Raw genomic sequence first — 23,500 nt, 5'->3', positions numbered from 1 at the left:
GCTGGCGCACTCTGGTCCGCACTACCCTTCACCGGCGCCGCAGGCGTCGCCCATGCCGCTACTTCAGGGGGTTCCATGTCCGCCGACCTGATCCTGTTCAATGGCCGCCTGCACACGGTCGACCGCGAAAAGCCCACCGCCAGCGCCGTGGCCATCAAGGACGGGCGCTTTCTCGCCGTCGGCAGCGATGCCGAGGCCATGGCCCATCGCGGCGACGCCACCCAGGTCATCGACCTCAAGCAGCGCACGGTGATCCCCGGCCTCAACGACTCGCACCTGCACCTGATCCGCGGCGGCCTCAACTACAACCTGGAACTGCGCTGGGAAGGCGTGCCCTCGGTGGCCGACGCGCTGCGCATGCTCAAGGACCAGGCCGACCGAACCCCCTCTCCGCAGTGGGTACGCGTGGTCGGTGGCTGGAACGAGTTCCAGTTCGCCGAAAAACGCATGCCGACCCTGGAGGAAATCAACCGCGCAGCGCCGGACACCCCGGTGTTCCTCCTCCACCTCTACGACCGCGCGCTGCTCAACCGCGCCGCGCTGAAGGCGGTCGGCTACACCAAGGACACGCCCAACCCGCCGGGTGGCGAAATCCAGCGCGACGGCAGCGGCAACCCCACCGGCATGCTGATCGCCCGGCCCAACGCCACCATCCTCTACGCCACCCTGGCCAAGGGGCCGAAGTTGCCGCTGGAGTACCAGGTCAACTCCACCCGCCAGTTCATGCGCGAGCTCAACCGCCTCGGCCTGACCAGCGCCATCGACGCCGGCGGCGGCTACCAGAACTACCCGGACGACTACCAGGTGATCGAGGAACTGGCCAGGCAGGGCCAGCTCAGCGTGCGCATCGCCTACAACCTGTTCACCCAGAAACCCAAGGAAGAGCTCACCGACTTCCAGAACTGGAGCAAGGTGGTCAAGCCCGGCCAGGGCAATGACTTCCTGCGCCACAACGGCGCCGGCGAGATGCTGGTGTTCTCCGCGGCCGACTTCGAGGACTTCCTCGAACCGCGCCCGGACCTGCCGCAGACCATGGAGCAGGAGCTGGAGCCGGTGGTGCGCCACCTGGTGGAGCAGCGCTGGCCGTTCCGCCTGCACGCCACCTACGACGAATCCATCTCGCGCATGCTGGATGTGTTTGAGAAGGTCAACCGCGACATTCCGTTCAACGGCCTGCCGTGGTTCTTCGACCACGCCGAAACCATCTCGCCGAAGAACATCGAGCGAGTGCGTGCCTTGGGCGGCGGCATCGCCATCCAGGACCGCATGGCCTTCCAGGGCGAGTACTTCGTCGACCGCTACGGCGCCAAGGCGGCCGAGCAGACTCCGCCGATCCAGCGCATGTTGGCCGAAGGCGTGCCGGTGGGCGCCGGCACCGACGCCACCCGCGTCTCCAGCTACAACCCCTGGACCTCGCTGTACTGGCTGGTCAGCGGCCGCACCGTCGGCGGCCTGGAGCTTTATCCCCAGGGCCTGTCGCGCGACACCGCGCTGCAACTCTTCACCCACGGCAGCGCCTGGTTCTCCAGCGAGCAGGGCAAGAAGGGGCAGATCAAGGTGGGCCAACTGGCCGACCTCGCCGCCTTGTCGGCGGACTTCTTCAGCGTCGAGGACGAGGCCATCAAGTGGATCGAGTCGGTGCTGACCGTGGTCGACGGCAAGGTGGTCTACGCCGCCGGCGAGTTCGACAAGCTCGGTCCGCCGCAGCTGCCGGTGCTGCCGGAGTGGTCGCCGGTGGCCAAGGTCCCCGGCCACTGGAAGCCCGCCGCGCCGCTCGCCGCCCAGGTGCACCAGTGCGTCGGCGCCTGCACGGTGCACGCCCACAGCCACGAGCGGGCACGGCAGTCGAGCGTGCCGGTGAGCGACTTCCAGGGCTTCTGGGGGGCACTGGGCTGCTCCTGCTTTGCCTTCTGATGGTTCCTTGAGGGGGCGACTTCAATCGCCAAGGGCAGCAACGCTGCCCCCGGCGAACCCGAAGGGCAGACCTTCGGCCTGCCTGGCGAATGAATTTGCCCCTACAGAGAAAACAGCCCTGAATTATTTGCGCAGGCCCCAAGCCGGCGCCCAACCCAAGCAAGGAGAATCACCATGTCTTTCCAATACAAGCGACTGGACAAGAACGATGCTGCGGTACTGCTGGTCGATCACCAGGCTGGCCTGCTCTCCCTGGTGCGGGACATCGATCCCGACAAGTTCAAGAACAACGTGCTGGCCCTGGGCGATCTGGCCAAGTACTTCAAGCTGCCGACCATCCTCACCACCAGCTTCGAGACCGGTCCCAACGGCCCGCTGGTACCAGAACTGAAAGAGCAGTTCCCCGATGCGCCCTACATCGCCCGCCCCGGCAACATCAACGCCTGGGACAACGAAGACTTCGTCAAGGCGGTGAAGGCCACCGGCAAGAAGCAACTGATCATCGCGGGTGTGGTGACCGAGGTCTGCGTGGCCTTCCCTGCACTGTCGGCCCTTGAAGAAGGCTTCGACGTATTCGTCGTCGCCGATGCGTCCGGCACCTTCAACGAAGTCACCCGTGACGCCGCCTGGCGCCGGATGGAAGCTGCCGGTGCGCAACTGATGACCTGGTTCGGCGTGGCCTGCGAGCTGCACCGCGACTGGCGCAACGACATCGAGGGTCTGGGCACCCTGTTCTCCAACCACATCCCCGACTACCGTAACCTGATCACCAGCTACACCACGCTCACCGCCAAGTGAACGACACAGGGGCCGCGTCGTATTGGCGCGGCGCCCTGCCCCGGTCCGCCGCACTGCTCTAAGATGTCGCCCCTTTCAAGCAGCATGACTGAGGAGTGACCCATGCCCCATGACGGCAGCCTGCTGCAGGCAGCGGTGGTGTTCCTGTTCGCCGCCGTAATCACCGTCCCCCTGGCCAAGCGGCTGCAGCTTGGCGCTGTGCTGGGCTACCTGCTGGCAGGGGTGTTGATCGGTCCCTCGGTACTGAAGCTGGTCAGCGACCCGGAGAGCGTCGCCCACGTATCCGAACTGGGCGTGGTGCTGCTGCTGTTCATCATCGGTCTGGAACTCTCGCCCCGCCGGCTCTGGGTGATGCGCCGCTCGGTGTTCGGCGCAGGCCTCGCACAGGTCCTGCTCACCGCCCTGGCCATTGGCCTGGTGGCCTGGCTGGTGTTCGCCAAGAGCCTGAACACCGCCGCCGTACTGGGCTTCGGCCTGGCACTCTCGTCTACCGCCTTCGGCCTGCAGATACTCGCCGAGCGCAAGGAACTCACCAGCCCCCACGGCCGCCTGGCCTTCGCCATCCTGCTGTTCCAGGACATCGCAGCCATCCCGCTGATCGCCCTGCTGCCGCTGCTCAGTGGCTCTGGCCACCTGGACACGGAAGGCGTCAACCTGCGCGACGTGCTGCTGGCAGTGGCCAGTATCGGTGCGGTGATCATTGGCGGCCGATACCTGCTGCGGCCGGTATTCCGCACCGTGCTCAAGGCCGGACTGAAGGAGGTCTCCACCGCCACCTCGCTGCTGGTGGTGATCGGCACCGCCTGGCTGATGGAGCTGGCCGGCGTTTCCATGGCGCTTGGCGCCTTCATCGCGGGCCTGCTGCTGGCGGACTCCGAATATCGCCATGAGCTGGAAGCGCAGATCGAGCCCTTCAAGGGTCTGCTGCTGGGCCTGTTCTTCATGAGCGTGGGAATGAGTGCTGACCTCAGCCTGCTGTTGAACGAACCGTTCGCGGTCATGGTGCTGACGATCCTGCTGCTGATGCTGAAACTCCCGCTGCTCTACCTGGTGGGCCGCTTTGCCGGAGGGCTGGAGCGCGGCCATGCGCTGCGCCTGGGCATCGTCCTGGCCGCTGGTGGCGAATTCGCCTTCGTGGTGTTCAAGGTGGCCTTCGAACAGGGCATGCTCGACGCCCGCCTGCACGGTCTGCTGGTGCTCAGCATCACCCTGTCCATGGCCCTCACGCCGCTGCTGGTGTTGGCCCTGTTCCGTCGACTGGTCGCTGCACCGGCACCAGTGGAGGTACCGGCGGAGTACCAGCGCATCGACAGTGACGCGCCCCGCGTGGTGGTCGCCGGCATGGGGCGCATGGGCCAGATCATCGCCCGTGTGCTGCACGCCCAGCAGGTTCCGTTCGTGGCCCTGGACACCGCGGTGGACATGATCGAGTACGGCCGTAGCCTGGGCCGCATGCCCATCTACTACGGCGATCCACTGCGGGCGGAAATCCTCCGCGCAGCCAAGGTGGACAAGGCCGAGTTCCTCATCATCGCCACCGACGACCCGGACACCAATCTCAAGATCACCGAACTGGTCAAGCGCCTCTACCCTCACGTCAAGGTCATCGCCCGTGCCCGCAACCGCCAGCACGTCCATCGGCTGCTTGACCTGGGCGCCGTGCCCGTGCGCGAAACCTTCCATTCGGCGTTGGAGATGAGCCGCCAGGCCCTGCTTGGCCTGGGCCTCGACGAAGACCGGGCCAACGCCCGCATTCGCCGCTTCCAGCGCCACGACGAAGAAGTCCTGGCGGCCCAGCACAACGTCTATGACGACGCCGCCGCCGTGATCCAGACCGCCCGCGAAGCACGCACGGAACTGGAACACCTGTTCGACGCCGACGTGATCGAAGACAAGGCGGTGAAATAGCCGCCAGCGCCATTACCCGGTCGCCAGCCATCGAATCAGCTTTACTCAAGGCAGATTCAGTGTGGGGGAGGCCCCGGATGAACCGGAACGATCTGCGTCGCGTGGACCTGAACCTGCTGGTGGTCTTCGAGACGCTGATGTACGAGAAAAACCTGACTCGCGCATCGGAAAAGCTCTTCCTCGGCCAGCCCGCGGTAAGCGCCGCGCTGGCCCGCTTGCGCGACCTCTTCGACGACCCGCTTCTGGTCCGCAATGGCCGCGTCTTCGAACCCACCAAGCGGGCGCTGGAAATACTCGAGGAACTGCAACCTGCACTGGACTCGATATCCAGCGCCGTCAGCCGGGCGAAGGAATTCAATCCGTCCACCTATCGCAATACCTTCCGGATCGGCCTATCGGACGACGTCGAGTTCGGCCTGTTCCCTCCCCTGCTCCACCAGCTCCGCGAGGAAGCGCCCGACAGCATAGTGGTGGTGCGCCGGGTCAACTTCCTGCTCATGTCAGCAATGCTCGCCTCCGGGGAAATCTCGGTCGGCGTCAGCTACACCACGGAACTGCCGGCCAATGCCAAGCGCAAGCGGTTGCGCAACCTGCGCTGCAAGATCCTGCGCGGCGACGACCGCCCCGGCGCACTCACCCTGGATGACTACTGTTCGCGTCCGCACGCACTCGTATCCTTCTCGGGCGACCTGACCGGAAACATCGACAATGACCTGGCGCGCGTTGGCCGCACACGCCGCGTGGTGCTGGCGGTGCCGCAGTTCAGCGGGTTGCGCTCGATCCTGGCAGGCACGGAGTTGCTCGCCACCGTCCCGGACTACGCAGCGGATGCGCTGATCGACGGTTGTGGATTACGCGCCGATGAGCCGCCCTTCCCCATCTTCACTTCCGAGCTCTCCATGGTCTGGAGCAGCGGCACGGACAACGATCCCGCCGAGCGCTGGCTCCGTGAACTGATCGTGCAATACATGTCCGCGCCGGCAATGCCCGATCAGCCCGCCGCATAGAGCGGATGAGTCTCGCGCAGGAACACCGGGAGATCGGTGATCGGTGGCCGCGCGGGAATCTCGAAGTACATCTGGATCACGCTGCCGCGGTGATAGGACGCATGGTTGACCACGTGCATGAGCATGGCGCCCGCGGTCATGACGCCGGGGTCCCCGGAACAGAAGACGAACTCCACCGGCGTATTCAGCGATTCGTCCGTCTGCGCGGCGCTCCACGAGACAAACCAGTCGTTCATGGCGGCCTGCGCGGCGCGGAGATCGTCGAACTCGGGATAGGGAACTTCCAGGCGCGTCTTGTAGGGATGCGGCCGGTGTTCCAGGTGGGCGCGCCAGATGCAATCGATGACGTGGATATGGTTCAGGGTGCCCAGGATGCTCTTGCACAGGGTCACGCGTTCCTTGCTGACTTCGCCGGGTGGCAACCCGGCCAGATCCTCGAAGAGCCGTTCATCGACCCACTGCTTGTAATGGGCAAGCATCCTGGCCGTAGGAGCGTTGATCATCGGATGTCCTCCCGCTCGGAGTCAGGCCGCCAGCGCGTTCGATGGGTGCGACGGCCATCTGTGGCAGAAGGAGTTTAGGCCCGGCGACAGGCACCCGAATTCATTGGCCGACGGCTGGAAATGCCGACAAGGCGTCGACCCGCTCCTTGTCCGGAACCTGCGCGTTGAGCCGCCGCACATACTCGACGAACGCTTCCTGCGGCAGCGGCCGGCTGAACAGGTAGCCCTGGAACTGCCCGCAACCGTTGCCAACGAGGAACCGCTGCTGCGCTTCCGTTTCCACGCCTTCGGCTATCACCGCCAGCCCCATGCTTCGTCCCAGGGCGATGACGGTGCGCACGATGGTTTCACTGCTGGAGTCGGTCAGCACATCACAGATGAAGGAGCGATCGATCTTCAGCTTGCTCAGGGGCAGGCGCTTGAGGTGGCTCAGGGACGAGAAGCCGGTGCCGAAGTCATCCAGGGAGAAGCGGACCCCCTGCTCCACCAGCGCGGTCATCTTCCGCGTAAGGTCTTCCAGGTCCTGCACCACCAGCGTTTCAGTCAGTTCAAGCTCCAGGCGCCGCGCCTCGATACCGTGTTCCTCGATCAGCGCCAGCACCTCGGGTACGAAGGCCGGCTGGCGGAACTGGTTCTGGCTGATATTCACCGCCAGGCCCATTTCACCCAAATCAGGGTCGTCCTTCCACGCGCGCAACTGTGCACAGGTCTGACGCAGCACCCATTGGCCGATGGGCAGCATCAGCCCGGTCTTCTCGGCATGGTCGATGAACTCGCCCGGTGCCACCAACCCGCGTTGCGGGTGCCGCCAGCGAACCAGCACCTCCGCCGCCACCACTCGTCCAGCGGAATCCAGTTGCGGCTGGTAATGCAGGACGAACTGCTCCTCGCGCAGGGCGGTACGCAGGTCACGGTCGAGCTCCGAGCGCTCCACCGCATCGGTCTGCAGGATGTGCAGCAGCATGAAGAACATCGCCATGGACGCCACGCCCTGGACCCAGGAACCGACCACCCGCACCTCGTCAGGCAGGCTGTAACCGGTGATCGGGCTCCAGGAGGACGATGCCAGCCCGGCGAACAGCGCCAGGCAGAGGGTCGTGACGCCGTAGCGCAACCAACTGGGTTCGTCGCGAAAGGCCATGAGCGCAGCCAGGGCCAGGGGCAGGAAATACAGATGGGACGCCCGTGGCGCCGCCGCCGTCGGCACGTCGAGCATCAAGGTGGAAATCAGGATGACGACAATCAGCACGCCGAACAGCAACAGGTTGGCCGCGCGCGTCCGGTTGCGCAGGGTCAGCACGAATACCCCCAGCCCACAGAAGATCAGGACCAGGTCCATCGGGACGATCCCCCACGCGCCCCGCAGAGAGAAGTAGCCGCCCCAGAGCAGCCCCATGAGCACCATAAGCCCGCTCGCCAGCAAACGCATGCGCCGCTCCCGGCGCTGGCCGACCAATGCGAGATCAGGCGACTGCCAAAGCAGTTGGACGCGCTTGAGGAACGTTGAAATGGGGGTCATGGAAAATCCCTTTACCGACCCAATTCATTCTTGAGGGTGATTGCGTGATTGCAAATTGGCATTGGATTGAAGGACGACGCGCAGGGGCCAGCGGTTAAGTCCGAGCCCACGCCGCCCAACTTCTCTCCGGAAATACCGGTCGTCGCCTCATGCATTTTTTGATGAGGGACCTGCTTGACGTCGATGGGGACTTGCATGAGGATTATTTACATCGCATACGATTTAATCGCTAGCGACAACAAACGAACATCGACCGCACGAGGAAATGACCATGATCCATCTGACTCAAGCCAACCGCCAGTTCACCGAAATCGGCCTTCCCGGCATCCGCGTCGCCACTGTCTGGGGCGAGAACGGCAACGGCTCGGACTTCATCGAGTTCAAGGCCGGTACCCGCTTCCCCCTCCACGACCATGAAGGCCCGGAAGAAATTCTCATGCTGTCGGGCCGCATTCGCTTCGGCGATCTGGTGCTTTCAGCGGGCGACTACCTGAGGATCGGCTCCGGTGAAGAGCACGACGCGGAAGCCCTCGAAGACTCCGTGTTCTTCCTTGCCCACATTGGCGGTGCAGTGATCAAGGAATGAGCGCGCCGGCGATGATCGAGGCGGGATACGGCGTCCGCGATATCGCGGGCGCTCTATTTCCGGATCGATTCGCAGCGGCCCTTGGTCGGCCCCTGAACTCAAGGCACTTCCGATGTTCTCGCATGCGATCTATAGTCCGGACATTCAAGACATCGGTCTTTGTTCAACGAGGAAACAGATGAAATCCACCGGCAGATCGACCCCGGCCCAACCGGCCCCGCTCTCAGACTTTCTGTGCTTCGCGGTCTATTCCGCGAACCTGGCCTTCGGCAAGGCGTACAAGCCGATTCTCGAGCAGCTCGGGCTGACCTACACCCAGTTCATCGCCATCGTCGCGCTATGGGATGAAGACAATCAGACCGTCGGCAGCCTCGGTGAAAAGCTCTTTCTGGAGTCGAACACGCTCACGCCGATGCTGAAGAAGCTCGAGGCGATGGGCCTGGTCCAGCGTCAGCGCGATCCAGAAGATGAGCGTCAGGTGCGCGTCAGCCTGACGAAGGCGGGCAAAGAGCTTAGGGAGCAACGCGCGGAAACAGGCCTCAACGGTGCAACGGGCCTGGACTCGGATGAGTTCGTGCGCATGCAGCAGGCCGTCGCGGCGCTACGCGACAACCTCCTCAAATCGTCTGGAAGCCGCAAGTGAGTTTCGTGCTCGCGTAGATTGCGCTGAGCTATGCGAAGCCCAACGAATGCTGTCGGCGCCCCTTCAGGGCGCGCCGAACATCATGGTCCAGTAGATGCCATTTTCGCTGCGGGTTTGTGCAGCGTAGGCGGCGCCGACTTGCGTGAAACGGGGATTCATCAGATTGGCGCAATGGCCTGGGCTGGCCAGCCAACTGTCCATGGCCGCGCGCGGTGAGCCCTGCCCCGCAGCAATGTTCTCGCCGACTTGTCGTCCCCGGTAGCCCGCGGCCCGCGCCCGGTCGAAAGGCGAATCGCCGTTGGGATCGTTGTGGGAGAAGTAGTCGCGGTTGGCCATTGAGCGGCTGTGCTGCTGGGCTGCACTGCCAAGGGCGGTGCTCCAGGCGAGAGGGCGGGCAGCGGCAAAGCGCTTGCCACCGCACATACGCGGCTTGGCCCGCGCCGCATTGACCTGAGCCAGCAGCGCCTGACCGGCCGAGCGGGTATCCCCAAGCTGGGCACTGGCCATGGGTCGGGCCAGTACCAGGCGCCACTGATTGCCGCTACGACTGATGCCGACATCGGTCACCTGCGGGTCCATCAAATCCGTGCAGTAGTCATCGCGGAGCATGTCGAACGCCAAACGCGCATCACGCGCCCCGGACAAGCGGATGCTCCGCACCTCACCGGCCACGTAGCCGGCATCGCGCAGCCCCCGGCGCAGTTCACCCGAGTACCCCACCGGCAGTGCCACGTTGGCTTTCATCTTCAGCGGCGGTGCCGCCTGGACACTGCTCCACCCGCAACGCTGGCTGTGGGTGCGGTAGTCGTTGATCGCTGCCAGCAGTTGACGCTCATCACCCGCCTGGGCGGCGTGGGTGAACAGGGACAGCAGGGCAAGTGGCAAGGTTGGAAGCAGACGAAGGGATCGGCGGATTGGGCGCATGGAATGGCGTGCAGGAGAGTCATTGTGATTTCGGGGCTGGCGTATGACTGCGCCGTGCAACACAGGTTCGGGGCGCCCAGAAAAAATTCACCTCCCGGCGATCGCGTTGCGTCGTTCGGTATTTCCGTAGCCAGCAGCCCGGCTGATATCCGGACTAGGGTGCTGGCCACGTCTCCGCTCCGGCAAATGGCTCGTACCTACACGCTATAGCTGTGCCACATGCCCCTCGGAGCGGCGGTGAGCCATCAGGTGCGGCAGCACCGCCGACAGCAACGGTTCCTTGAAAGCCTCCTGGAACCGATGCGCCAGGCCGGGAATCAGCTTCAGCTCCGAACCCTTGATATGCGCCGCCACATGCACGCCATGCATCACCGGCAGAAGCGGATCGGCCGTACCGTGCACCACCAGGGTGGGCACCTGCAGGCGATTGAGCATGTCGACGCGGCTGGGCTCGGCGAGGATCGCCAGCATCTGCCGCTGCACACCTTCGGGGTTGAAGGAGCGGTCGTAGGCGCGGGCAGCCTGCTCCAGCAGTTGAAAGCGATCGTCGCTGACATCGGGACTGCCCAGCGCGGCGAGCAAGTCGGCCTGTTGCTGGATAGCCACCTCGCGGCTCGGTGCCTCGCGCCGTGCAAGCAGCTCCAGCAGCGCCGAACTAGGCGCCGGCAAGCCCTGGGCGCCGGAGCTGGTCATGATCAGGGTCAGGCTCAGCACCCGCTGCGGAGCGAGGTCGGCCAGGTGCTGGGCGATCATCCCGCCCATGCTGGCGCCCAGTACATGGGCCTGCCGAATGTGCAGGGCATCCAGCAGGTGCAATGAGTCGCTGGCCATGTCGCGCAGGCCGTAAGGCGCTGAAACCGGCAGGCCCAGGCGATAACGCACCACTTCGTAAGGCAGGTTGGTCGAAGGTGCGGGGCCAATCCAGGCCGAGAGTCCGACGTCGCGATTGTCGAAACGGATGACCCGGAAGCCGTTTTCGCAGAGGCGCTGCACCACCTCGTCCGGCCAGTGGATGAGCTGTCCGCCCAGGCCCATGATCAACAGCAGCGCCGGGTCCCGCTCACGCCCTACGCTCTGGTAAGCCAGGCGCACCTCGCCCAGGTCGACGGTCTCCGTCGGCACGGCGACATCGCAGCGAGCGTTGGCGATAGCAAAGGAAGGCAGGCCGCAGATGAGCGCGGCGAGCAGGATCAGCACACGCATGATGGAAATCCAGAACGCAAAACCCCAGTTGAACGCGATTCTGATGAATTCCTGTCGTTCGCTCTGCCATAGAACCGTGACAATTTCATGACGAGCGCCGAACGGTCGTTTCCCTGCCTCGTCTACTCCGTCTCAGGCCAGTGAGAGCATCAGGATGACCTGTGCCTCGCCGGCGCGAGTCACCCCTCGCCCTCTGGGAAAGGGGGCGGGGGTGCGGGGTGCGGGGTGCGGGGTGCGCCAGCGGGCACGTTTTTGGGAGGTACAGAACTGTTTCGCCCTGCGCCTCAGGCCCCCACCTGGCGCAATGGCGCGTGGCTGCGCTGGGCGCTTTCCCAGTTCGCGGCCAGGCCCACCGGTGCGTCTTCAGGCGCCAGCGGCCGACGGCCACGCACCAGGTCAGAAGCGCGTTCGGCGAGCATGATGGTCGGTGCGTTGAGGTTGCCGTTGGGCTCGGTGGGGAAGACCGACGAGTCGATCACCCGCAACCCCTGGATGCCCCTTACGCGCAGCTCGGAATCCACCACGGCCATGTCGTCCTCACCCATGCGGCAGGAGCCGCAGGGGTGCATGGTGCTTTCCATGTTGGCGCGCACGAAGGCGTCGATTTCCTCGTCCGTCAGCACGTTCGGACCGGGTGCCAGTTCGACGCCCCGGTAACGATCCATCGCCGGCTGGCCGATGATCTCGCGGGTCAGGCGCACACAGCGGCGGAAGCCTTCGCGGTCCTCCTCGCTCTCCAGGTAGTTGAAGCGAATTTCCGGGTGCTGGTACGGGTCTGCCGAGAGGGCACGGACGTGTCCACGACTCTTTGGCTTGTTGGGACCGGTGAGCACCATGAAGCCATGCCCCTTGAAGGGTTTGTCGCCGTCGTAGCGCATCGCCGCCGGGAGGAAATGGAACTGGATGTCCGGCCAGCGCAAACCCTGTTCGGAGCGGATGAAACCACCCGCCTCGAAGTGGTTGCTCGCACCCAGGCCGTCCTTGAACAGCAGCCAGCGCAGGCCGATCATCGCCTTGGCCAGCAGGCCCATCTTGCTGTTCAGCGTCACCGGTTCCTTGCATTCGTACTGGATGTAGATTTCCGAGTGATCCTGCAGGTTCTCGCCTACACCCGGCAGGTCATGCCTGACCTGGATGCCGGCCTTCTCCAGCACCGCTGCCGGACCGATGCCGGAGCGCTGCAACAGGTGCGGCGAACCAATGGGACCGGAAGACACCAGCACTTCGCGATTGCAGTGCACGGTATGCGTCTGGCCGCCCTGGTCGTACTCCACGCCGACAACCCGCTTGCCGTCGAGAAGCAGGCGCCGGGTCATGGCATGGGTGATCACGGTCAGGTTGGGACGCTCCATGGCCGGACGCAGATAGGCGTTGGCGGTGGACCAGCGCACGCCGTCCTTCACGGTCATGTGCATGGCGCCGAAGCCTTCCTGCATGTAGCCGTTGCAGTCCTCGGTCTTGATGTATCCGGCCTCGGCACCCGCCTCCACCCAGGCGCCATACAGCGGGTTCTGCATGTTGTTGCCATTGTTGGTGGCCAGGGGGCCGCTGGCACCCCGGTAATCATCGCCACCGAACTTGAAGGTCTCCGCACGCTTGAAGTACGGCAGGCAGTTCCGGTAGCTCCAGTTCTTCGCTCCCAGGCTTTCCCATTCGTCGAAGTCATAGGCATGGCCACGGATGTAGACCAGGCCGTTGATCGAGGACGAACCGCCGAGCACCTTGCCCCGCGGGCAGTGCAGGCGGCGTCCGTCCAGATGCGGCTCGGCCACCGTCTCGTAGCGCCAGTTGTACTTCTTCGTGTTCATCGGGATGGAAAACGCGCTGGGCATCTGGATCAGCACACTGCGATCGCTGCCGCCGAACTCCAGGACCAGTACGGAGGTGCCGGCATCCTCGGTCAGGCGGTTGGCCAGGACGCAGCCAGCCGAGCCGGCGCCGATGATGATGTAGTCGTATCGCTTATTCATTGCTGTAGCCCTTTGCGGTGAGGCCCAGGGCCTCGGTGTTGCGTTCGTTGCCCTTTGGGTAGGCGCCCCAGCCCATGCGGGTGGCCAGCACGCGGGTCAGCACGTAGTGGACCAGCCCGGCCAGCAGGCAGGACGGCAGGGAAGCGGTGGCGAAGGTGAAGAAATTGGTATTGGCCAGGGTCTGCGGGTTGAACACCACCACATAGATGGCGAAGCCGGCGGCCAGCGCCACGATGGCCGCGGGGTTGAAACCGCGCCAGAAGTGGAATGGCGAATGTGCTTCGTTGGCGTAGAGGTGGCGCAGGTTCAGGCGCTGGCGGCGGAGGAAGAAGTAATCGGCGATGCCGATGCCCGCCAGGGCGCTGTTCAGGGCTGAGGTCCAGACCAGGAAGATGAAGAAGCCGTCGTAGATGCCCGGCGCAAAGAGCACGATCAACCCCGGCACCAGGCAGAACAGCACCACCAGCCACTCCCAACTGAATTCCCGCAGCTTCTGGCCGGCAAGCTGGCGCAGGCCGACGATGGAGGTGTAGAGGATGTTCACCATGCTGGTGACGTTGGCGAAGGCTACGAAGCCCAGGGCGATGACGCCGAAGGTCAGGCCACCGATCCGGGTCATCCAGACCGTGGGATCGCTGTCTCCCAGGGCGGCGGCGGCCAGCAGGCCAACCACTTCACCCAGGGCGGCGGCCGCGAAGATGCCGATGATGTTCGGCCAGTACGAAGTCCGCTGGTTCTTCGAGAGGCGCGCCAGGTTGCCCACATAGGGCCACCAGGAGAAGCCTGCGGCCATGTTCACCTCGACGGCGATCATGAAGTTCACCCGCTTGTCGTCGAAGGGAGCGTCCAGCGCGGGCATGGCCATCAGCTCGGAGAACGCGTGCTCGCTGAGGATCATGTAGAACATCACGCCCATGATCACCACCAGAGCCGGCGCCACGATGGTGTTGAACACCTTGATCGACGTCGGTCCCTTGGCGACCACGAAGCCGGTGAGGACCACCGCGAAGAACCCCGCGCCCAGGACCAGCCAGCCACTGGCATCGGTCTTGTGCTCCGACACCAGTCCGGCAAGGCCGTCGATGGAGCGGCCGAACATCAGCCCCAGGACCGCCAGCCAGCCCATGGTGAGGAACACCACCGCCAGCACGTAGACCAGCCGGCTGCCGTTGCCGCCGAACATGCTGCGCAGGAAGGTGAACTGCTCGGTGCCGTACTTGCCGCAGGGTACGCAGGTAGCGAAGGTGGTCAGCAGCACCCCGAGGATGTTGCCGATGACGATGGCGGCGATGCCCTGCTGCGGCCCGACGAACAGGGCCGTGGCACCGCCGATGAGGAAGGCCCAGGTGGCGATGGCCAGGGCGGAGTTCGCGTAGGTGAACTCCCAGAAGCCCCACATGCGTTCCGAGGGGAGGAGCGGCGTATCGCCCCGCTCGGCTTCCAGGCTGTGATTGACGGGATCGTGGTGGGTCATGGCTCAGTACCCCCAGAGGTAGAAGCCGACGACCAGGACCAGCGTCATCAGGATGGTTGCGATGTAGTCGACGGCGTTCAACGCCCCCGGCCACTTCTTGCTTGCTTCCAACTGCTCATAGACGCGTATGCGCCTTTCCAACTCTTGTGCACGCTCGATATCGGGTTGGCTGTTCATCTGGGCATCACCTCAATGGGTTCTTGTTCTTGAAATTCGATGCATCCCGGCCAATCAGGACCGTCGCCCGAAGGCGACGGCTACTTCCGCCCAGCTCCTCAGGGCAGTGTGATCCACACGGCTTTGGTTTCCAGCAGGTATTCCAGTTGCTCCGACCCGAGGTCCTTGCCGTAGCCCGACTGCTTGTAGCCGCCGAAGGGCATCGAGGGATCGAGGGTGCTGTGGGCGTTGACGTAGACGGTGCCCGCACGCAGGCGCGGGATCAGGTTGTGGACCCGCCCGAGGTCGTTCGAGTAGAGCGCCGCGGCCAGGCCGAAGAGCGAATCGTTGGCCAGCGCCAGGGCTTCTTCCTCGGTATCGAAGGCGGCAGTGACCAGCACCGGGCCGAAGATTTCCTCCTGGACGATGCGCATGTCGTTGCGGCAGTTGGCGAAGACGGTTGGCTGGACGAAATAGCCGGGGCCTTCGACCGGTTCGCCGCCGTAATACAGCTCCGCGCCCTCCGCCTTGCCGGCCTCGATGTACTCAAGCACCCGCTGCTGTTGCTGACGCGAAACCATCGGGCTGATGAAGCAGTCCGGGTCCAGTCCGGGAGCGATCTTCAGCGTTGCGGTGTAGCTGGCCAGTTCGCGCAGGAACTCGGCGTAAACGCTGCGATGGACATAAGCACGGGTACCCGCGTCGCAAACCTGTCCGGAGTTGAAGAACACCCCGTTGGCCACCGCCTGGGCCGCGGCCTTGATATCGGCGTCGGCGAAGACGATCACCGGCGACTTGCCGCCCAGCTCCAGGGTCAGGCGCTTCATCTGGTCCATGGCCGCCTTGCCCACGCCGCAGCCGACTGGGGTCGAGCCGGTGAAGCTCAGCTTGTCGATTCCCGGATGGCAGGACATGGCTGCTCCGACCACGCTGCCGCGACCGGTGACGATATTCACCACGCCATCGGGGATGCCGGCTTCCTGTACCAGCTCGGCGAAACGCAGGGCCGAAAGGGAGGTCAGCTCCGCCGGCTTTACCACCACGGTGCAACCCACCGCCAGTGCCGCGCCAAGCTTCCAGGCCATGGTCTGCAGCGGGAAGTTCCAGGGCACGATGACGCCCACCACACCCACCGGCTCCTTGCGCGTATAGGCCAGGTAGTTGCCCGGCAGCGAGGGTTCGACGGTGCGGCCATGGATTTTGCTGGCCCAGCCGGCGAAGTAGCGGAAGGTGTCGATGGTGCCCTGGATATCCACGGCCCGCGCCTGGGCGACCGACTTGCCCATGTCAATGGATTCTATTTCTGCCAGCTCATCGGCATTGGCCTCGATCAGGTCGGCCAGGCCATGCAGCAGGCGCTCACGCTCCAGCGGCTTGAGCTGGCTCCAGGCGCCACCGTCGAATTGCGCACGCGCGGCCTGCACCGCACGGTCCAGGTCCTCAGGCGCACCCATGGGAATGCGGGTGAGCACTGCACCGGTGGAAGGCTCGATCACCTCGGCACTGGCGCCATCGGCAGGCTCCAGCCAGGCGCCGCCCACGAACATTTTCTGCGTCTTGCCGAGGAAGCGCTGGGTCGCTTCGGATACGCCGAACTGCTGCAGATAGTCTTTTACCTTGATGTCCACGCTCTGTTCCTCCTGGCCTGTCAGCGGTTGCGGGCGCGTTCGTGGAAGATGAAGCCGATGCTGTTCATCAGCAGTTGCGCCGCGAGAATCGAGGTGGCGCCGGTGGGGTCATAGGCCGGTGCAACCTCCACCAGGTCGATGCCGACGACCCGGCCCTGGCTGCGTTTGGCCAGCGCCTGGATGATTTCCAGCACCTCGTAGTAGAGGAAGCCGCCGTGGCTGGGCGTGCCGGTGCCGGGAGCGATGGACGGGTCGAAGCCGTCGATGTCGATGGTGATGTAGTAGTCCAGGCCTTCCGGGATCTTCGCCATGACGCCTTCGGTGCCCAGCCGCCGTACATCGCGTACCGAAAGAATCTGCGAGCCGGCGGCGCGGGCGGCGTCGTAGTCATCGCGGTTGGAGGAAGACACGTTGCGAATGCCCATCTGGGTCATTCCGACGATGTGGTCCAGTTCGGAGGCGCGGCGCAGCGGGTTGCCGTGGCCGTAGCGCACACCGTGGCGCTCGTCGACGAAGTCCAGGTGCGCATCGAAATGCACGATATGAATGGGGGCGTGGCCCTCGAAGGCCTTGATCACCGGGGCGTGGATCGAATGGTCACCACCCAGCACCACCGGCATGGCACCGGATTCGAGAATCTTGCGTACGGCGAATTCGATGTTGTCGTTACTGGAGGCCATGTCGGTGTGGACGATGTCCGCATCGCCGACATCCACCATGGTCACCTGGTCCTGGGTGAGATAGAGGGCGTCGTCCTCATGGTCGTAGGCGCCGGAATGGCCAAAGGAAAACAGCGTGGAAGCTTCGCGAATGCTGCGTGGTCCGAAGCGTGCCCCGGAGCGCCACTGGGTGCCCATGTCATTGGGCGCACCGAGCACGGCGACGTCCGCGTTGATGGCATCCCAATCGGTGCAGATCGGGGACTTGGCAAACGTACAGTGACCTACGAAAGGCAGGTTCAACCGTCCGGACTCATATGCATTCTTCGACATCGTCGTGCGCCTCGCTTCTTGTTTTCAGTGGTCGGCGAACCGGCTTGGAATTCGCCGTTGCAGGCACTATGGGCGCAGGATTATTTTGTAAAAATGCAAAACATCAGATGCTCATATCGCTAATTCCGAAGTAACGATCGACTGGGAGGTTCGCGTGATCCAGTTGCATGATGTGGACCTGAAACTGCTCAGGGTCTTCGCCACCATCGTCAAATGCGGCGGTTTCTCTGCCGCTCAGGCCGCGCTGAATGCGGGCCAGTCCACCATCAGCGAACAGATGAACCACCTGGAGACGAGACTGGGGGTCAAGCTCTGCCAGCGCGGCCGCAGTGGTTTCCGCCTGACCGAACAGGGCGTGGCCATCCATGAGGCGACCCAGCGGCTGCTTTCGGCGGTGGAGACCTTCTGCATGGACGCCGATGTGCTCAAGCAACGCATCAGCGGCAAGCTCAACCTCGGCATCATCGACAGCACCATCACCGACCGCGACTCTCCCCTGCCCCGCGCCACTCAGCGTTTCGTCTCCCGAGGGCACGACGTGCACCTGAGCGTCTACGTCGGGACACCCGCCGAATTGGAAGAGCGGGTCCTGGACAATCGCCTACACCTGGCCATCGGTCACTTCCCTGTGCGCATCCCAGGCATCCACTACTCGCCGCTTTACCACGAGGCACTGGGACTTTATTGCGGGCGCCACCACCCACTGTTCGAGACCGGGCTGGAAGGGGCCGAGCTGGGCAAGGCCATTGGCGCCAGCCGCATCGTGGTGCGCGGCTACATGCAGCAGTACGATCTCGACGTACTGGGCGTGAGCAAGGCCGCGGCCACTGTGGACAATATCGAGGCGCTGGCCATCCTGATCATTTCCGGCGCCTACCTCGGCCTGCTGCCGATGCATGTCGCCGAACAATGGGTACGCACCGGCGAAATGCGCCGCTTGCCCATCACCGATTCGCAACTCGAATCGCCGTTCGACGTGATCACCCGTCGCGGGGCGATGCCACCGATCCTCCATGCCTTCCTCGAAGACCTGACCCAGTGCTCCAGCGGCACGGGCAGAACTTGAGCCATTCGCAGGCGACCCTCCCATGCGCATCCACGTCACCTTCATCGACCGCGTCGGCATCACCCAGGAAGTCCTGGCCTTGCTCGGTGGCCGCAACCTCAACCTGGAAGCGGTGGAGATGATTCCGCCGAACGTGTACATCGACGCCCCCAGCCTCGGTCCGGAAGTGCTGGAAGAACTGCGTGAAGCCCTGCACGGCGTACAAGGCGTGCAGGCGGTGACCGTGGTCGACATTCTTCCCGGCCAGCGCCGCCGCCTGCAGCTCGACGCCCTGCTGGCGGCAGTCAGCGACCCGGTACTGGCGGTGGACGACAGCGGCCATGTACTGCTGGCCAACCCCTCGCTGACCAACCTCTACGGTCGCGAGCCTGCCGGGGAGCCACTGTCGAACCTGTTCGATGATCCCGCGCTGGCGCAAACCCTGATCGACCGTGGCTTTCGCCTGCCCATGTGCGAAGTGGCCTTCAAGGGACAGGCACTGCTGCTGGACGCCACACCAATCAGCAGCGCCGCGGATGGCGGACCGGGTGACCTGGCCGGGGGCCTGCTCACCCTCTATCCACCGAGTCGTATCGGCGAGCGTCTGGCCTCTCTGCGCCATGACGGCGGCGAAGGCATGGAAGCACTGCTCGGCAAGTCGCCGCCGCTGAAGCAGCTCAAGGCACGTCTGCGCAAGGTCGCCGGTCTGGACGCGCACCTGCTGATCCGCGGCGAGACTGGCACCGGCAAGGAACTGGTGGCCCGCGCCTGCCACACCCTGAGCGAGCGACGCGACGCGCCATTCCTGGCGTTGAACTGCGCGGCACTGCCGGAAAGCCTGGCCGAAAGCGAACTCTTCGGTTACTCGGCGGGCGCCTTTACCGGCGCCCAGCGCGGCGGCAAGCCCGGTCTATTGGAAATGGCCGACGGCGGCACGGTGTTCCTCGATGAAGTCGGCGAGATGTCTCCCTACCTGCAAGCCAAACTGTTGCGCTTTCTCAGCGATGGCTGCTTCCGCCGGGTTGGCGGCGACCGCGAAGTGCATGTGAACGTCCGCGTCCTCGGCGCCACCCACCGGGACCTGGAGGCCATGGTCGGCGCCGGCAGCTTCCGTGAGGATCTGTTCTACCGCCTCAACGTGCTGAACCTGGACGTCCCGCCCCTGCGCGACCGTGGCCAGGACATCCTCCTGCTTGCCGGGCATTTCCTCGACCAGGCCTGCGCGCAGATCCAGCGGCCGCCCTGCCAGTTGGCCCCGACCACCTACCCCCTGCTGCTGGGCAATCGCTGGTCGGGCAACGTGCGCCAGTTGCAGAACGTGATCTTCCGCGCTGCCGCCGTCAGCGAAGGCGACCTGATCGACTGCGACGACCTCGAGCTCGCCGGCACCGCCCTCAGCCCCCAGCAGGTCGATTCTCTGGAGGTCACCAGCCTGGAAGACGCGGTGCAAGGCTTCGAGAAGAACCTGCTGCAACAGCTCTATGCCGTCTACCCGTCCACGCGGCAGTTGGCGACCAGGCTGAGTACCTCCCACACTGCCATCGGGCAGCGGCTGCGCAAGTACGGTATTTCCCGATAAGGACGGCTCTTTTGTAGGAGCGAATTCATTCGCGATTGTAGGAGCGAATTCATTCGCGATTGTAGGAGCGAGCTTGCTCGCGGACGGTCCGACCACGATCTTTCGCGAGCAAGCTCGCTCCTACAGTTCATCCCCGGTTCGAATCCATTCCACTGGAGCGATTTCGCTCCACTCCTCCTCAAGCCCCGGTTTCCGGGGCTTTCCTCGCTCAGGGCGATTGAAAGACGCTTTTCGGAGCGGAGCGATATCGCTCCAAACATAATGATTCGGGAACGAGAAAACCCATCAATCCATTGATATATAAGCCTTTTAAGTAGTTGGCACCTCAATTGCTCTTGTTCCATCAGCCGAGCCAAGTGCTCGGGACCCACCCTGATAACAAGAGGACGTTCCATGACCACTCTGCGTTTTACTCCCGAGCACGAATGGCTGCGTGTCGAAGCCAACGGCGAAGTGACTGTCGGCATCACCAGCTATGCCCAGGAAGCCCTGGGTGACGTGGTGTTCGTGCAGTTGCCCGACGCGGGACGCTATGAGCAGGGCGCCGAAGTAGCCGTACTGGAATCGGTGAAGGCCGCCAGCAATATCACCATGCCGCTCGACGGCGAAGTGGTCGAAGTGAACCAGGCTCTGGCCGAAAACCCCGAACTGGTCAACGAAGCCCCCCTGGACGATGGCTGGTTCTTCCGCATCCGTCCGAACGATCCCGAAGCCGTCGCCAACCTGATGGATCAGGCCGGTTACGACGCGTTCCTCGCCGACCAAGCCTGACGGAGGAGCCGCCATGAGCCTCGCCCAATACCCCCTGGACACGCGCAACGAGTTCGTCCCGCGCCATATCGGCCCGCGCAATGTTGATATCCAGTCCATGCTGCAGCTGCTTGGTTTCGACAGCCTGGAAGCGCTGATCGCCAGTGTGGTGCCCGACAGCATCAAGGGCACCAGCGTGCTCGACCTGCCGGCCGGCCAGGGCGAGGCCGAAGCGCTCGCCGCGATCAAGGCCATCGCCGCGAAGAACCAGCTGTTCAAGAGCTACATCGGCCAGGGCTACTACCCTTGCCACACCCCCAGCCCGATCCTCCGCAACCTGCTGGAAAACCCCGCCTGGTACACCGCCTACACCCCCTACCAGCCGGAAATCTCCCAGGGCCGCCTGGAAGCCCTGCTGAACTTCCAGACCCTGGTCAGCGACCTCGCCGGCCTGCCGGTGGCCAACGCCTCCTTGCTCGACGAAGGCACCGCCGCCGCCGAAGCCATGACCTTCTGCAAGCGCCTGGCGAAGAACAAGGCCAGCAACGCCTTCTTCGCCTCCCAGCACTGCCACCCGCAGACCCTCGACGTGCTGCGCACCCGCGCCGAGCCGCTGGGCATCGAAGTGGTGATCGGCGACGAGCGTGAGCTCAGCGACGCCAGCGCCTACTTCGGCGCCCTGCTGCAGTACCCCGCCGCCAACGGCGACCTCTTCGACTACCGCGAGCTGGTGGCGCGCTTCCACGCCGCCGGCGCCCTGGTCGCCGTCGCCGCCGACCTGCTGGCCCTGACCCTGCTCACCCCGCCCGGCGAGTTCGGTGCCGACGTCGCCCTCGGCAGCGCCCAGCGCTTCGGCGTGCCGCTGGGCTTCGGCGGCCCGCACGCGGCCTACTTCGCCACCCGCGACAACTTCAAGCGCGACATGCCGGGCCGCCTGGTCGGCGTCTCCATCGACCGCCACGGCAAGCCGGCCCTGCGCCTGGCCATGCAGACCCGCGAACAGCACATCCGCCGCGAGAAGGCCACCAGCAACATCTGCACCGCGCAGGTGCTGCTGGCCAACATCGCCAGCATGTACGCCGTCTACCACGGTCCGCAGGGCCTGACCCGCATCGCCCGGCGCGTGCACCAGCTAACCGCCATCCTCGCCGCCGGCCTGACCCAGCTGGGGGTTGCCGTCGAGCAGGAAGCCTTCTTCGACACCCTGACCCTGGCCACCGGCGCCAAGACCGCCGACCGGCACGCCCAGGCCCGCGCCCAGCACCTCAACCTGCGTGAAGTGGATGCCGCGCGCCTCGGCCTGTCCCTTGACGAGACCACCACCCAGGCCGACGTCGAGCAGCTCTGGGCACTCTTCGCCGACGGCCAGGCCCTGCCGGTCTTCGCCGAACTGGCCGCCACGGTCGCCAGCCGCCTGCCGGCCGCCCTGCTGCGCCAGAGCGCGATCCTCAGCCACCCGGTATTCAACCGCTACCACTCGGAAACCGAGCTGATGCGCTACCTGCGCAAGCTCGCCGACAAGGACCTGGCGCTGGACCGCAGCATGATCCCGCTGGGCTCCTGCACCATGAAGCTGAACGCCGCCAGCGAAATGATCCCGGTGACCTGGGCCGAGTTCGGCGCCCTGCACCCCTTCGCCCCGGCCGAACAGTCCCAGGGCTACCTGGAACTGACCCGCGAGCTGGAAGCCATGCTCTGCCAGGCCACCGGCTATGACGCCGTGTCCCTGCAGCCCAACGCCGGCTCCCAGGGCGAGTACGCCGGCCTGCTGGCGATCCGCGCCTACCACCTCAGCCGTGGCGACGACCAGCGCGACATCTGCCTGATCCCGCAATCGGCCCACGGCACCAACCCGGCCACCGCCAGCATGGTCGGCATGCGCGTGGTGGTGACCGCCTGCGACGCCCGCGGCAACGTCGATATCGCCGACCTCAAGGCCAAGGCCGAGGAGCACAAGGATCGCCTCGCCGCGCTGATGATCACCTACCCGTCGACCCACGGCGTGTTCGAGGAAGGCATCCGCGAAATCTGCGACATCATCCACGCCAACGGCGGCCAGGTGTACATCGACGGCGCCAACATGAACGCCATGGTCGGCCTCTGCGCCCCGGGCCAGTTCGGCGGCGACGTCTCGCACCTGAACCTGCACAAGACCTTCTGCATCCCCCACGGCGGCGGCGGCCCGGGTGTCGGCCCGATCGGCGTGAAGGCCCACCTGGCGCCCTTCCTGCCCGGCCACGCACACATGGCCCGCAAGGAAGGCGCGGTCAGCGCGGCGCCGTTCGGCAGCGCCAGCATCCTGCCGATCACCTGGATGTACATCCGCATGATGGGCGGCGAAGGCCTGCGCCGCGCCACCCAGATGGCGATCCTCAACGCCAACTACATCGCCCGCCGCCTGGAAGAGCACTACCCGGTGCTCTACACCGGCAGCAACGGCCTGGTGGCCCACGAGTGCATCCTCGACCTGCGTCCGCTCAAGGAAACCAGCGGCATCAGCGTCGATGACGTCGCCAAGCGCCTGATCGACTACGGCTTCCACGCCCCGACCATGTCCTTCCCGGTGCCGGGCACCCTGATGATCGAGCCCACCGAGAGCGAGTCGAAGGAAGAGCTGGACCGCTTCTGCGACGCCATGATCCGCATCCGCGAGGAAATCCGCGCGGTGGAGAACGGCGAACTGGACAAGGACGACAACCCGCTGAAGAACGCCCCGCACACCGCCCAGGAACTGGTCGGCGAGTGGACCCACCGCTACAGCCGCGAACTCGCCGTGTACCCCAGCGCCAGCCTGGTGGACGGCAAGTACTGGCCGCCAGTGGGCCGCGTGGACAACGTCTACGGCGACCGCAACCTGGTCTGCGCCTGCCCGTCCATCGAGGCCTACCAGGACGCCTGACC

General features: G+C 64.8%; 19 protein-coding genes. 10 read left to right on the top strand and 9 right to left on the bottom strand.

Going from position 1 to position 23,500, the window contains the following annotated elements; translation table 11 throughout:
• The first annotated feature begins 75 nt into the window (after positions 1-75).
• The 4 genes from E8E75_RS10465 to E8E75_RS10450 all read left to right on the top strand — a co-directional run bounded on the left by E8E75_RS10465 (position 76) and on the right by E8E75_RS10450 (position 5,627).
• Positions 76-1,914, top strand: a complete 1,839-nt coding sequence (locus tag E8E75_RS10465) for an amidohydrolase (RefSeq protein ID WP_280358365.1) — start codon at positions 76-78, stop codon at positions 1,912-1,914.
• Between the two features lie 174 nt (positions 1,915-2,088).
• Positions 2,089-2,712 (top strand): isochorismate family cysteine hydrolase YcaC, encoded by a 624-nt coding sequence (ycaC, locus tag E8E75_RS10460; protein WP_120655058.1) that lies wholly within the window; start codon positions 2,089-2,091, stop codon positions 2,710-2,712.
• Positions 2,713-2,814: 102 nt separating this feature from the next.
• Positions 2,815-4,620 carry a monovalent cation:proton antiporter-2 (CPA2) family protein gene (locus E8E75_RS10455; RefSeq protein WP_120655057.1) on the top strand — a complete coding sequence of 602 codons (1,806 nt, stop codon included), beginning with the start codon at positions 2,815-2,817 and terminating at the stop codon, positions 4,618-4,620.
• A 77-nt stretch (positions 4,621-4,697) separates the two neighbouring features.
• On the top strand, positions 4,698-5,627 hold the full coding sequence (locus E8E75_RS10450) for a LysR family transcriptional regulator (RefSeq protein WP_120655056.1): 930 nt from the start codon (positions 4,698-4,700) through the stop codon (positions 5,625-5,627).
• On the opposite strand, the gene E8E75_RS10445 is transcribed toward E8E75_RS10450, so the two are convergent.
• Together E8E75_RS10445 and E8E75_RS10440 are read right to left on the bottom strand one after the other, a co-directional pair.
• Positions 5,612-6,130: a DinB family protein gene (locus E8E75_RS10445; protein ID WP_120655055.1), complete on the bottom strand. Its 519-nt coding sequence runs from the start codon at positions 6,128-6,130 to the stop codon at positions 5,612-5,614. The two genes, E8E75_RS10450 and E8E75_RS10445, sit on opposite strands and share 16 nt — an antisense overlap.
• 100 nt (positions 6,131-6,230) lie before the next feature.
• A complete protein-coding gene (locus tag E8E75_RS10440; protein WP_153918836.1) occupies positions 6,231-7,649 on the bottom strand; it encodes an EAL domain-containing protein in 1,419 nt (472 codons plus the stop codon).
• A 271-nt stretch (positions 7,650-7,920) separates the two neighbouring features.
• Here E8E75_RS10440 and E8E75_RS10435 point away from each other — a divergent pair, with 271 nt between their 5' ends.
• Together E8E75_RS10435 and E8E75_RS10430 are read left to right on the top strand one after the other, a co-directional pair.
• Positions 7,921-8,235 carry a cupin domain-containing protein gene (locus E8E75_RS10435; RefSeq protein WP_178123481.1) on the top strand — a complete coding sequence of 105 codons (315 nt, stop codon included), beginning with the start codon at positions 7,921-7,923 and terminating at the stop codon, positions 8,233-8,235.
• A 178-nt stretch (positions 8,236-8,413) separates the two neighbouring features.
• Positions 8,414-8,878 (top strand): MarR family transcriptional regulator, encoded by a 465-nt coding sequence (locus E8E75_RS10430; protein ID WP_120655051.1) that lies wholly within the window; start codon positions 8,414-8,416, stop codon positions 8,876-8,878.
• Positions 8,879-8,941: 63 nt separating this feature from the next.
• Here the strand turns inward: E8E75_RS10430 and E8E75_RS10425 are convergent, their stop codons facing one another.
• From E8E75_RS10425 to speB, 7 genes are all read right to left on the bottom strand, one after another.
• Positions 8,942-9,802: a CAP domain-containing protein gene (locus E8E75_RS10425; protein WP_153918841.1), complete on the bottom strand. Its 861-nt coding sequence runs from the start codon at positions 9,800-9,802 to the stop codon at positions 8,942-8,944.
• Between the two features lie 204 nt (positions 9,803-10,006).
• Positions 10,007-11,005 (bottom strand): alpha/beta hydrolase, encoded by a 999-nt coding sequence (locus E8E75_RS10420; RefSeq protein WP_153918843.1) that lies wholly within the window; start codon positions 11,003-11,005, stop codon positions 10,007-10,009.
• A gap of 284 nt (positions 11,006-11,289) precedes the next feature.
• Complete coding sequence (gene betA / locus E8E75_RS10415; protein ID WP_153918846.1) at positions 11,290-12,975, bottom strand: choline dehydrogenase; 1,686 nt, start codon at positions 12,973-12,975, stop codon at positions 11,290-11,292.
• Positions 12,968-14,449, bottom strand: a complete 1,482-nt coding sequence (locus E8E75_RS10410; RefSeq protein ID WP_120655047.1) for a cytosine permease — start codon at positions 14,447-14,449, stop codon at positions 12,968-12,970. Before E8E75_RS10410 ends, betA begins: the two co-directional genes overlap by 8 nt.
• Positions 14,450-14,452: 3 nt before the next feature.
• A complete protein-coding gene (locus tag E8E75_RS10405; protein ID WP_162945877.1) occupies positions 14,453-14,626 on the bottom strand; it encodes a hypothetical protein in 174 nt (57 codons plus the stop codon).
• A 98-nt stretch (positions 14,627-14,724) separates the two neighbouring features.
• Positions 14,725-16,233: an aldehyde dehydrogenase family protein gene (locus E8E75_RS10400; RefSeq protein ID WP_120655046.1), complete on the bottom strand. Its 1,509-nt coding sequence runs from the start codon at positions 16,231-16,233 to the stop codon at positions 14,725-14,727.
• A gap of 20 nt (positions 16,234-16,253) precedes the next feature.
• A complete protein-coding gene (gene speB / locus E8E75_RS10395; protein ID WP_120655045.1) occupies positions 16,254-17,225 on the bottom strand; it encodes an agmatinase in 972 nt (323 codons plus the stop codon).
• A gap of 154 nt (positions 17,226-17,379) precedes the next feature.
• On the opposite strand from speB, the gene E8E75_RS10390 reads away from it, so the two are divergent.
• The 4 genes from E8E75_RS10390 (at position 17,380) to gcvP (ending at position 23,498) form a co-directional block, all read left to right on the top strand.
• Entirely contained in the window at positions 17,380-18,291 is a 912-nt protein-coding gene (locus E8E75_RS10390) for a LysR family transcriptional regulator (protein ID WP_120655044.1), read from the top strand.
• Positions 18,292-18,313: 22 nt separating this feature from the next.
• A complete protein-coding gene (locus E8E75_RS10385; RefSeq protein ID WP_153918852.1) occupies positions 18,314-19,849 on the top strand; it encodes a sigma-54-dependent transcriptional regulator in 1,536 nt (511 codons plus the stop codon).
• Between the two features lie 393 nt (positions 19,850-20,242).
• Positions 20,243-20,620: a glycine cleavage system protein GcvH gene (gcvH, locus tag E8E75_RS10380; protein WP_120655042.1), complete on the top strand. Its 378-nt coding sequence runs from the start codon at positions 20,243-20,245 to the stop codon at positions 20,618-20,620.
• Positions 20,621-20,633: 13 nt separating this feature from the next.
• Positions 20,634-23,498: an aminomethyl-transferring glycine dehydrogenase gene (gene gcvP, locus E8E75_RS10375; RefSeq protein ID WP_280358675.1), complete on the top strand. Its 2,865-nt coding sequence runs from the start codon at positions 20,634-20,636 to the stop codon at positions 23,496-23,498.
• Positions 23,499-23,500 lie beyond the last annotated feature (2 nt).

Source organism: Pseudomonas sp. BN606 (assembly GCF_029873115.1).
Lineage (GTDB): Bacteria > Pseudomonadota > Gammaproteobacteria > Pseudomonadales > Pseudomonadaceae > Metapseudomonas.
This window is presented reverse-complemented; position numbering and strand designations above follow the sequence as displayed.